The 547-nt window shown below is 44.1% G+C and carries 1 pseudogene; it reads right to left on the minus strand.

The annotated features are described in order from the left end of the window. A pseudogene (locus CQA63_RS09320) lies at nucleotides 1-532 on the minus strand (hypothetical protein); the annotation flags it as partial. Between the last annotated feature and the right edge of the window lie 15 nt (nucleotides 533-547).

Below are 547 nucleotides of genomic sequence, written 5' to 3' on the forward strand. Positions count from 1 at the left end.
TGACTCTGATGCTGTTAAGTTTCTTAGCTCTAGCTTGAGAGAGAAGCGAAGAATTGCTGTTTGGATTTTTAGTAAATGCTGTTAGTTTGTCATTCTGAGCCTGCATAGCAGGCGAAGAATCTCTGTTAGAATTGCTAGAAACTCTGCCACTATTGTCATTCTGAACCCCTGTAAGGGGTGAAGAATCTCTTTTAGCGACTAGTGATTCGTTTAGAGATTCTTCGGTCGGGCTCTGCCCTCTCTCAGAATGACAATAGGATTGGGATTGTCTAGTGGCTTTGTGAAGAGATTCTCCATAACGCCCAGAATGACAAAGTAATTTCCTTTGCAGGTGTTTATTATGTGTGGGTTTCCCTTGCGGGTAGCCAAGTTTGTCATGTCTAGCGGGAGTGGTAATGACCGAAGAATCTCTAAGGGAATCACTAGTAGATTCCATTTTTTCTTTTTTTATAAGGGGGAGGGGCTTGAATTGCGAAGTCGCTCCCTCCCCCTTATATATCCCCCACCCCGACGACGCTTTAAGAGGTGGCACTTCGTGCGATTTAAT

The sequence above is a fragment of the Helicobacter marmotae genome, from assembly GCF_003364255.1.
Classification (GTDB): Bacteria; Campylobacterota; Campylobacteria; order Campylobacterales; family Helicobacteraceae; genus Helicobacter_C; species Helicobacter_C marmotae.